The 9977-nt window shown below is 63.5% G+C and carries 9 protein-coding genes; 4 read left to right on the top strand and 5 right to left on the bottom strand.

What is annotated here, in order from left to right; genetic code table 11:
• The 3 genes from G3N97_RS32390 to G3N97_RS32380 all read right to left on the bottom strand — a co-directional run.
• On the bottom strand, positions 1–1080 hold a 1080-nt coding region (locus G3N97_RS32390), incomplete at its 3' end, for a CaiB/BaiF CoA-transferase family protein (RefSeq protein ID WP_205997005.1).
• 15 nt (positions 1081–1095) lie between these two features.
• On the bottom strand, positions 1096–2259 hold the full coding sequence (locus G3N97_RS32385; RefSeq protein WP_183717010.1) for an acyl-CoA dehydrogenase family protein: 1164 nt from the start codon (positions 2257–2259) through the stop codon (positions 1096–1098).
• A gap of 55 nt (positions 2260–2314) precedes the next feature.
• On the bottom strand, positions 2315–3160 hold the full coding sequence (locus G3N97_RS32380; RefSeq protein ID WP_205997004.1) for a MaoC family dehydratase N-terminal domain-containing protein: 846 nt from the start codon (positions 3158–3160) through the stop codon (positions 2315–2317).
• Between the two features lie 154 nt (positions 3161–3314).
• Here G3N97_RS32380 and G3N97_RS32375 point away from each other — a divergent pair, with 154 nt between their 5' ends.
• A complete protein-coding gene (locus tag G3N97_RS32375; RefSeq protein WP_065061529.1) occupies positions 3315–4259 on the top strand; it encodes a LysR substrate-binding domain-containing protein in 945 nt (314 codons plus the stop codon).
• A 122-nt stretch (positions 4260–4381) separates the two neighbouring features.
• Here the strand turns inward: G3N97_RS32375 and G3N97_RS32370 are convergent, their stop codons facing one another.
• On the bottom strand, positions 4382–4834 hold the full coding sequence (locus tag G3N97_RS32370; protein WP_205997003.1) for a PRC-barrel domain-containing protein: 453 nt from the start codon (positions 4832–4834) through the stop codon (positions 4382–4384).
• A gap of 308 nt (positions 4835–5142) precedes the next feature.
• Between G3N97_RS32370 and G3N97_RS32365 the strand changes: the two genes are divergently transcribed.
• Positions 5143–6495, top strand: coding sequence for an MFS transporter (locus tag G3N97_RS32365; protein WP_205997002.1), 1353 nt, complete (start codon positions 5143–5145; stop codon positions 6493–6495).
• A 16-nt stretch (positions 6496–6511) separates the two neighbouring features.
• On the opposite strand, the gene G3N97_RS32360 is transcribed toward G3N97_RS32365, so the two are convergent.
• Positions 6512–7522 carry a glycosyltransferase family 2 protein gene (locus tag G3N97_RS32360; RefSeq protein WP_205997001.1) on the bottom strand — a complete coding sequence of 337 codons (1011 nt, stop codon included), beginning with the start codon at positions 7520–7522 and terminating at the stop codon, positions 6512–6514.
• A gap of 346 nt (positions 7523–7868) precedes the next feature.
• Between G3N97_RS32360 and G3N97_RS32355 the strand changes: the two genes are divergently transcribed.
• Entirely contained in the window at positions 7869–8960 is a 1092-nt protein-coding gene (locus tag G3N97_RS32355; protein WP_205997000.1) for an FUSC family protein, read from the top strand.
• Positions 8961–9129: 169 nt separating this feature from the next.
• Positions 9130–9977: aminotransferase class V-fold PLP-dependent enzyme (locus G3N97_RS32350; protein WP_205996999.1), on the top strand; the 848-nt coding region annotated here is incomplete at its 3' end.

Raw genomic sequence — 9977 nt, 5'->3', positions numbered from 1 at the left:
GTCCATACGCGGCGCGTCCGCGAGCGTGACGCCGCGCGGCAGCAGCGCGGGCACCGCGCCCGCAGGCGTCTGCACCTGCGTCCAGCGTTCGCGCGCGGCGAGCTGTGCGTGCTCCCACACGGCCTGCATGTCGTTGATGTGCGCGTTGGCGATCTTCGCGGCTTCGAGGCGCTCGACCACGTCGTGCGCGCTGAGGCTGGCGAAGGCCGCAACGATGAGTGCGCCGAGCGCCGCGCGATGCTCGACGCGGCGGCTGTTCGAGGCGAAGCGCTCGTCGTCGGCGAGTTCGGGTTGGCGCAGCACGACATCGCAAAACGCCTTCCATTCGCGCTCGTTTTGCAGACCGAGCATCACCGACTTGCCGTCGCCGGCCTTGAACGGACCGTACGGATAGATCGTGGCGTGCGCCGCGCCGTTGCGTTGCGGCGGCGTCTGGCCGTCGATCGCGTAGTAGAGCGGATAGCCCATCCACTCGACCATGCTTTCGAGCATCGACACGTCGATATGGCGTCCGCGCCCGGTTTTGCCGCGCTCGATCAGCGCCGCGAGAATGTTCGAATACGCGTACATGCCCGCGGCGATATCGGCGATCGAGCAACCGGCTTTCGCGGATTCGTCGGGCGTGCCGGTGATCGACAGAAAGCCCGACTCGCTCTGGATCAGCAGGTCGTAGGCCTTCTTGTCGCGATACGGACCGTCGCCGCCATAGCCCGAGATATCGCAGACGATCAGACGCGGATAGCGCTCGCGCAGCGCGTCGTAGCCGAGGCCGAGCCGCTGCGTCGCGCCGGGCGCGAGATTCTGCACGAACACGTCGGCGTCGGCGAGCAGCGTGTGCACGATCTCCAGCGCTTCGGCGCGCTTCACGTCGAGCGTGAGACTTTCCTTCGAACGGTTGGTCCAGACGAAATGCGAGGCGAGACCGTGCACGCGCTCGTCATAGCCGCGCGCGAAATCGCCCACGCCGGGACGCTCGACCTTGATGACGCGCGCGCCCAGATCCGCGAGCTGGCGCGTGCAAAACGGCGCCGCGATTGCGTGCTCGAACGTGACGACCTTGATGCCTTCGAGAGGGCGCATGATTCGGCTCTCCGGTTAGAACGAACGCGGCAGGCCGAGAATATGTTCGGCGACGTACGAGAGAATCAGGTTGGTGGAAATCGGCGCAACCTGATAGAGACGCGTCTCGCGGAACTTGCGTTCGACGTCGTATTCGCACGCGAAGCCGAAGCCGCCGTGGAATTGCAGACAGGCGTTGGCGGCTTCCCACGAGGCGTCGGCGGCCAGCAGCTTCGCCATGTTGGCCTGCGCGCCGCAGGGCTCGTGCGCGTCGAAGCGGCGGGCGGCCTCGAAGCGCATCAGGTTCGCGGCTTCCACGTTGATGAACGCGCGCGCGATCGGGAACTGCACGCCCTGGTTCTGGCCGATCGGACGGCCGAATACCTGGCGATCCTTAACGTATTGCGACACCTTGTCGACGAACCAGTAACCGTCGCCGATACACTCGGCCGCGATCAGCGTGCGCTCCGCGTTGAGGCCGTCCAGAATGTACTTGAAGCCCTTGCCCTCTTCGCCGATGAGGTTTTCCGCCGGAATTTCGAGGTTGTCGAAGAACAGCTCGTTGGTCTCGTGATTGACCATGTTCAGAATCGGCTGCACGGTGAGACCCTTGCCGATGGCCTCGCGCAGATCGACGATGAAGATCGACATGCCTTCGCTTTTCTTCTTCACATCCGAAAGCGGCGTGGTGCGCGCGAGCAGGATCATCAGGTCGGAATGCTGCACGCGCGAGATCCACACCTTCTGGCCGTTGATCACGTAACGGTCGCCCTTGCGCACGGCCGTGGTCTTGATCTTCGTGGTGTCGGTGCCGGTGGTCGGTTCGGTCACACCCATCGACTGCAGACGCAGTTCGCCGTTGGCGATCTTCGGCAGATACTTGCGCTTCTGTTCTTCGGAGCCGTGGCGCAGCAGCGTGCCCATGTTGTACATCTGGCCGTGGCACGCGCCCGAGTTGCCGCCGCTGCGGTTGATTTCTTCCATGATCACCGACGCTTCGGTGAGGCCGAGGCCCGAGCCGCCGTACTCTTGCGGAATCAGCGCGGCGAGCCAGCCCGCTTTCGTGAGCGCGTCGACGAAGGCTTCGGGATAGCCGCGCGCTTCGTCGATCTTGCGGTGATATTCGTTCGGAAACTGGCTGCACAGATCGCGGACGGCTTCGCGAATGTCCTGGAATTGATCGGGCGTGGCGTCGTTCATGTCGTGGATCTCGGTGAATCTCGGTGGAAGGAAGGAGCCTGCGGGGCGCGATGCTTCAGGCGAGCACGGCGCGCGCCGACATGGTCAGCGCGCCGTCGTGGTCCTGCGCCCATAACTCGATGGATTGACCGTCTTCGGCGCGGCGGCCGCAGACGCGAAACGGGTGGCCGAGAAACGTCGGCCGGACCGCTTTCCAGGCGTACTCGCGCACGACCGCGCCGGGCACGCTGCGCGATACGAGGTCGAGCAGCAGCGTGGCGATCAGCGGACCGTGCACGACGAGATCGGGATAGCCCTCGACGCCGCGCGCGTACTCGCGGTCGTAGTGAATGCGATGGCCGTTGAAGGTGAGCGCCGAATAGCGGAACAGCAGCGTTTCGCTCGGCGTGATCTCGCGCGTCCAGTCGGCGTTCGCGGGCGCGGGCGTGGGCTTCGGTTGCGGCTGGCCAGGCTGCGCCGGCTCGCGATACACAATGTCCTGTTCCTCGCGGATCGCCGTCACGCCATCGGATTCAATCGCATGCTCGACGGTCACGAACGCGAGACGGCCGCTGCGGCCTTCCTTATGCTCGACGTTCAGCACGCGCGAGACGCGCCCGGCCTGCGCACCGATTCTGAGCGGCGCATGAAAGCTCATGCGGCCGCCCGCCGCCATACGGCGCGGCAGACCGAGATCGGGCAGGAAACCGCCTTTTTGCGGATGACCGTCGCTGCCCAGCTCGGCTTGCGGCGCGGCGGACCAGAAGTAGAGCCAATGCCAGATGGGCGGCAGCGCGTCGCCCGAACGCGGCGTGCTGCGGCAATCGAGCGTGGCGGCCAGCGCGGCGGCCGGAGCGGGGGAGAGGAAATCTGTGACGTTCTGCGTCGGCTGTTCGAGCCGATCGGGTTGGCATGCGTGCATCGCCGTCTCCAGCGCCGGTGCGGCCAGCGCTTTTTGCAATAGGAATGAGGCGACTGTAGGCGAATGTCCCGCGCGGCGGAAATACCGATTGAATGTGCCGGTCATAAGGGTATCCTATGACCCTCGCTTGAACCGGCAGGAAGGGCAGCACCTCATGGACGTTCGTCAGCTTCGCTATTTCGTGCATATCGTCGATTACGGCAGTCTGGGCAAGGCCGCCGAAAAGCTGTTCGTGGCGCAGCCTTCGCTGAGCCAGCAGATCGCGAAGCTCGAAGACGATCTCGGCGTGCCGCTGCTCGTGCGCAGTCCGCAGGGCGTCAAGCCCACGGCGGCCGGGCAGGCGCTTTACCGCCATGCGCGGCTCGTGCTGCATCAGATGGAACAGCTGCGCCAGGAAGTGCGCGACGGCGTGGGCGCGGAGTCGGGCACGGTCGCGATCGGCTTTCCGACCACCATGACGTCCGTGCTGGCGATGCCGGTGTTCGAGCGCGTGCGCGAACGTTATCCGGGCATTCGCCTGCAATTCTTCGAGAGCATGAGCGGCTATCTGAACGAACTGCTCGCGAACGGGCGGCTCGACCTCGCGATTCTGTTTCGCGACACGGCCACGCCGGGCATTTCCGCGCTGCCGGTGCTCGACGAGGAGTTGTATCTGCTGGGCGAGCCGCGCGGCGTGTCGGCGCGCACGCGCACCGTCACGCTGGCCTCGCTCGCCGACGTGCCGATGGTCGCGCCCGGCGTGGCGAACGGCCTGCGCCTGCTGCTGGAGCGCACGTTCGCGCGCGAGCAGGTGCCGCTGAATATCATCGCCGATGTGGATTCGCTGCCGATTCTGCTGTCGCTCGCGCAGTCGGGCGCGGCGTGCACGATTCTGCCCGCTTCGGCGCTGGCGCTGCGGGCGAGCGCGGACCGGCCCAGAATGCGCCGCATCGTCGATCCTGTGATCCGGCGGCCCGCGAGCATCTGCTGGCCGAATGCCTTGCCGGTGAGTTCGGCGTCGCTGGCGGTGCGCCGCACGATCTGCGAAACCATCGAAGCGCTATGCGCGCGCGGGTCGTGGGAAGGGATCGAACTGCGGGAGATGGCGCAGGGCGGCTAGAGCGCGCGACTCGCGAGTCATAGGTAAAACGACTGTTTTCGCGACTGCGCGCGCCAGCGTCAATCATGCGCCGACGCGTGCGCGAGCGGCATTGCGCCGCCCGCGTCGTGCTGCTTGCTACTTTATTGCTGCTGTTCCTGCTGCTTGTTGTCGACGCGCTTGGGCTTCGGCGGCGATTCGATCTTCGCGTACTGGAAGGCCGGCGTGGCCTTGAGCGCTTCCTTGGTCGCGCCCGGCAGATAGAGGTTGCCCTTGCGCACTTCGAGCGAAGCGATGGGCACGGCCACGTCGTGTGCCGCCACGCCGAGGAAGCCGCCCGCTGCCACGATGGCCGCCGATACCGAACCGTCCGGCGCCACGATCAGGTCGCGCACGGTGCCCACCTTGACGTTGTCGTCGTTATAGACGGCCTTGCCGAGCACGCTCTTCTTCACGCTCCAGCCTTCGAGCAGTGCCTGCGATTGCTCGACCGTCACGCTCAGCGGCTGCGCGCCGGCGACCTGGGCTTGCGCGCCTGCACTGGCCACACTCGCGGCCACAACTGCGGCCGCCAACATCGTCATGCGGAAAGACATTTCTGGTGCTCCTGAATCAGGTTGGGTTCGCGGCGATGCCGCCCGATATAAAAATCGAACGGCCATGTTAGCCGGAATGAAAAAAAGCTGCGCTTAAGCTGCAATGCGGCAGAAAGCCCGCGGTAAATCGGCAGTCGATCGGCATTGGATCGCTGGTCAATCGCTGCTCAATCCGATAGCAGACGTTTTATGAAACGCGCCTTTCGCAACGGCGCGCGAGCGCCTAGTCTGTAACCACATGATACGGACTGGCCCGGTGCCGGCGCAGGTGCGGCGGAGCGAGACGCCAGCCTTGAAGGAGACAACCGATGGACCTCGAAACGCGCACGATGTCCCGCGTGACGGCACGCCTCGTGCCCTTCCTGATCGTCTGCTATTTCATCGCCTATCTGGATCGCGTGAATGTGGGTTTTGCTGCGCTGCAAATGAACAAGGCGCTCGATTTATCGGCGAGCGCATTCGGCTTTGGCGCCGGTATCTTCTTTATTGCGTATTTCTTTTTCGAAGTGCCGTCGAATTTGCTGCTCGAACGTTTCGGCGCGCGGCGCTGGATTGCGCGCATCATGTTTACGTGGGGCTTGCTGGCGGGCGCGATGGCGTTCATTCCGCATATCGCGAAGTGGAGCGGCATGTCGAACGCGCACGTGTTCTATACCTTGCGCATTCTGCTGGGCATTGCCGAAGCGGGCTTTTTCCCCGGCATCATCTTTTTGCTGACACTCTGGTTTCCCGCTAAATATCGTGCGCGCGTGGTGGGTTATTTCATGGCGGCCATTCCGCTTTCGACGGTGATCGGCGGTCCGGTGTCGGGCTCGCTGCTGTCGATGGACGGCCTCGCCGGACTCGCTGGCTGGCAATGGGTCTATCTGATCGAAGCGGCGCCCGCGCTCGTGATGGCGTTCGGCGTGTTGTTCTATCTCACCGACAAACCCGCGCAAGCGACGTGGCTCGCCGACGACGAACGCGAATGGCTCGTCGCGCGTCAGGCGCAGGAGCGCAAGCATCGCGAAGCGGTGCATACGTTCAGCGTGGTGGAAGCGCTGATCAATCCGCGCGTGCTGGCCGTGGCGCTGATTTACTTCGGTGCGAACGCCACCAATTACGGCTTGAGTTTCTTTCTGCCGCAGATCGTCAAGGCGTTCGGGCTCACGAACGTGCAGACCGGTTTCGTGACCTCGCTGCCGTATATCGTCGGCGTGATTTCGATGGTGTTCTGGGGCCGTCATTCGGACCGGCGTCTCGAACGCAAGAAGCACGTGGCGTTCGCGCTCGCGGTGGCCGCAGCGGGCATTGCGGCGGCGGCGGGACTCGACAATCCGGTGCTCAAGATGCTTGCGCTTTCGGTGGCGGGATTCGGCATCTTCGGCTGCCTGCCGGTGATCTGGACGCTGCCCGCCGCCTTTCTTTCAGGCGCGGCGGCGGCGGGCGGCATCGCGGCGGTCAACTCGCTTGGCAATCTCGCGGGCTTCTTCGGCCCCTATGCGATGGGCTGGATCAAGGACAGCACGGGTGGCTTCGGCGCGGGGCTGCTGTGCCTCGCGGGCGCGGGCCTTGTCGGCGCGGCGGCCGCGCTGCTGCTGCATCACGACTCCGCGCTCGAAACCATGGGCACGCCCGACCGCACCGGACCGTCCGACGCTCACAAGGTCATGGGCTCATAGCAAAAATATCGGTATCCTAAGGAAGTCGCGTGCGCGTGATGTCGACGGGCTGCTCGCCCGCGTCGAAATCCAGTGACGGCAACGCTGGATTCACGCGCCGCGCGCCGCGCCAGATCATCAGCAGGTGATAGTAGAGACGCGGACTCAAACCGAAGCGATACGCGCGCAGATTGCGCAGCGCGAGCTTCAGGCCGATACGCGCCTCGCGATTGCGCGCATGCAATGACACGACGATCGGCACGAGTCGCCGCAACGCGATGCGGCGCGCGGGTTCGAGCGCGGGCGGCAACGCCAGCGTCTGCACGAAACGCCAGGCTGCGAGCGAAGCGGCATTCGGCGTGTGCCGCGTAGCCTGCGAAACCGAGACGTCGGTCTTGCAATAGACCGACACATAGTCGTCCACATAACAGACCTTGCGTGCCGCGAGACACAGCTGCGTGCCGAACACGAAGTCGCAGCACACCTCGTCGTGACCGCCATAGCCGATCTGCTTGACGAGCGCGGCGTCGGCGAGCCAGCCGTTGTTCGGGAACATCTGTACGATGCCCGCGCGTCCGGGCAGCGCCTGCAAACCGGCCGCCGCAGGCGTGCGATGAAACGCGAGATTGAGCCGCCGGCTGCCCGCGAGGTCGATGCGTCCACGATGATCGGCTTCATATTGATTGCCGAACGCGACCTGCAGATCCGGATAACGCGTCCATTGCGCCAGCAGTTTTTCGATGCCGTTCGCGACCAGCAAATCGTCGTCGTGAATCAGCAGAATCTTGTCGCCGGTGGCGCGCGCGAACAGACTCGCGACATTGCGCGCCTGTCCGAGCGAAGGCGTGTTGTGCCGATACGCGATGCGCTTATCGCGACCGTAACGCGCGGCGATTAAAGCCGCCGTACGGTCGTCCTGCGAGTCGTCGCCAATCACGATTTCGATGTTTGTATGTGTTTGCTGCAAACACGATTCAATGCAGCGAATCAACAGATCGGGACGATTGCACGTAGGCAGACATATCGAGACCTTGGTTTTTATCGTCATGGGCCTACCCCATTGCTCAGTAATCATAGTGAGGTTCGCAATGCGAACGCCAAACAACTTGCAAGACGGTAAGGGATAAAAACTCGAAAGAAATTGAAAATAAATCGCAAGCTTGGCGGATTCGGGAAAACGCTGATTGGGCGGGCGTTACGCGAATTCATCAGACGATTAACGAAGAAAAAGGCATGGTGCAGTGCAAATAAAAGCTTTCGGCGAGCTAACTGGAAACTAACCGCAGGTCATCGTCATGGATCCGGAAAATAGCGCCACGTCATGGCGTAAATGGCCGCCAGAAAATGCGCCGGCTCGATTAGCATCCTGATATCGCCTGTATCGATCGACGCCCATGACGCCTTCCCAATACGTCCACAAACCCTTAACGCCGTTTCGCCGCTCGTTCGCGCGCTTTTCGTTATCGGAAATGGCGAAGTACACGAAGCTCACGCTCGGCTTGTGGATCGGCTTTGCCATTCCCTATCACTTCGGTTATCCCGACGCGGCCGTCGCGCTCGCCGGTTCGGCCATGCTTACGCTGGCGCTCGGCAGTTCGATTTCGGCGGCGCGCGGTTATTTCTACAAGCGCGTGACGTCGAATCTCGTGGCCATGCCTATCGGCACATTGCTGATCTGGCTGACCGCCCCGCATTTATGGCTGGGCGTGCTGCTGCTGCCGATCGTGATCTTCGCGATCGTGAGTCTGCGTCCCTCGGTGTTTCAGATGACGAGCATCACCGTGCCGATGACGCTCGTGCTCTATACCGGCGAACATATTCCCTTGCTCGAACAACGCCTGATTGGCGTGGGGCTCGGCATGCTGCTTGGCTTCGTGATCCAGCAGATTGTGTTTCCGCCCGATCACGGTTTTTGGGCGAATACGCTCGTGAATAGCGGCAATGAACAGGCGACGGCGCTGCTCACGCAAATCGCCGAAGAGAAACTCGACCGCACGCAATTGAAGTCGCTCACGGCGGCGCTGCGTAAATCGAGCAGCAATCTGAAAGAGGCGCACGATCTATTGAAAGCGGATCTCGCGCAGTCGTGGGTGTCGCCGCATTTGCAGCGCAATCGTTCGCGCCTGCCGCTTTTCTGGTGTTATCACGAACTGTTCGATTCGGTGGTCAATTTTCTCGAAACGTTCGATACGTTTCATGCGCAATTCGAAGCGCTCGATGCGCACTGGAAAACGGAATATCTGCGCGGGCTCGGTTTGCTCGCCGCCGCGCACCGGCAACTCGCCGATGTCGCCGATCTGCGAGTCGAACGGCCCGGACTGGACGCCAAGCCGCTGCGGCTTGCCACGCTTCAGACGCTGTTCGAAGCGCTGCCCGCGGCAGGCATCTATACCAGCGTGTATCTCGGGCATCTCACGGGCTATGGCATTTTGCTGTGCCGCCTCAGCGACATGCATACCGAGCATCTCGGCGACGCGCCGGTTTAACGGTTTTCCGCTTTAAAGACGCGCAGACGCGTCCGGATCTGGCACGAAAGAAAAAATAATTCTGCGTTTGCCCGAAATCGGCGAGCGATTTGGAATCATTTTCTCGTCGCTGCCGCGTAGCATGGATGGCCATTCGAGTCTCGCAATCTCTTTTCCCAGTACCACGAGAATGGCTGAAAAACTGCACTATTTCGACTACGCGGCGACCACGCCGGCCGACCCGCGCGTGATTGCCGCCATGAGCGAATGCCTCGGCATGGAAGGCGCGTTTGGCAATCCGGCATCGAGTTCGCACGCGGCGGGCACGCAGGCCCGCTCGCTGGTCGAAGCCGCGCGCGCCCAGGTGGCCGCGCTGATCGGCGCGCACGCCGACGAGATCGTCTGGACCTCGGGCGCGACCGAATCGAACAATCTCGCCTTGAAAGGCTACGCGGATAACGCCGCCGACCGTCGCCATCTGATCACCAGCTGCCTCGAACACAAGGCGATTCTCGACACCGTCGCGAGCCTCGAAAAGCGCGGCATGACAGCGAGCTTCGTGCGCCCCGACGCGCACGGCGACATCACGCCCGCCGCCGTGCAGGCCGCGTTGCGCGACGACACGGGCCTCGTTTCGCTGATGCTCGTGAACAACGAGATCGGCACGTTGACCGACATCGCCGCCATCGCGCCGATCGTGCACGCGGCGGGCGCGCTGCTGCACGTGGACGCCGCGCAGGCGCTCGGCAAGACGCCGATCGACGTGAACGCGCTCGGTATCGATCTGCTGTCGATGTCGGCGCACAAGGTCTATGGGCCGAAGGGCATCGGCGCGCTGTATGTGCGCCGCGAAGCCGCCGCGCGCATCGCGGCGCAGATGCACGGCGGCGGCCATGAGCGCGGACTGCGTTCGGGCACGCTCGCGACGCATCAGATCGTCGGCATGGGCACGGCGTGCGCGCTGGCCGCCGAGCGCATGGACGCCGACACGCAGCGCATCGCGCAACTGGCCGCGCGTCTGCTCGACGGCGCGCTGCG

Origin of the sequence: Paraburkholderia sp. Ac-20347, from assembly GCF_017104805.1 — a bacterium.
Classification (GTDB): Bacteria; Pseudomonadota; Gammaproteobacteria; order Burkholderiales; family Burkholderiaceae; genus Paraburkholderia; species Paraburkholderia tropica.
Note: the sequence above shows the minus strand (reverse complement) of the source record. Positions and strands in the feature narration are given on the sequence as shown.

What these genes read in the sequence shown, in the direction of transcription:
- G3N97_RS32385 (WP_183717010.1), bottom strand. Translation starts at nt 2,259, where the DNA reads ATGAACGACGCCACGCCCGATCAATTCCAGGACATTCGCGAAGCCGTC.
- G3N97_RS32360 (WP_205997001.1), bottom strand. Translation starts at nt 7,522, where the DNA reads ATGACGATAAAAACCAAGGTCTCGATATGTCTGCCTACGTGCAATCGT.
- G3N97_RS32375 (WP_065061529.1), top strand. Translation starts at nt 3,315, where the DNA reads ATGGACGTTCGTCAGCTTCGCTATTTCGTGCATATCGTCGATTACGGC.
- G3N97_RS32365 (WP_205997002.1), top strand. Translation starts at nt 5,143, where the DNA reads ATGGACCTCGAAACGCGCACGATGTCCCGCGTGACGGCACGCCTCGTG.
- G3N97_RS32355 (WP_205997000.1), top strand. Translation starts at nt 7,869, where the DNA reads ATGACGCCTTCCCAATACGTCCACAAACCCTTAACGCCGTTTCGCCGC.
- G3N97_RS32380 (WP_205997004.1), bottom strand. Translation starts at nt 3,160, where the DNA reads ATGCACGCATGCCAACCCGATCGGCTCGAACAGCCGACGCAGAACGTC.
- G3N97_RS32370 (WP_205997003.1), bottom strand. Translation starts at nt 4,834, where the DNA reads ATGTCTTTCCGCATGACGATGTTGGCGGCCGCAGTTGTGGCCGCGAGT.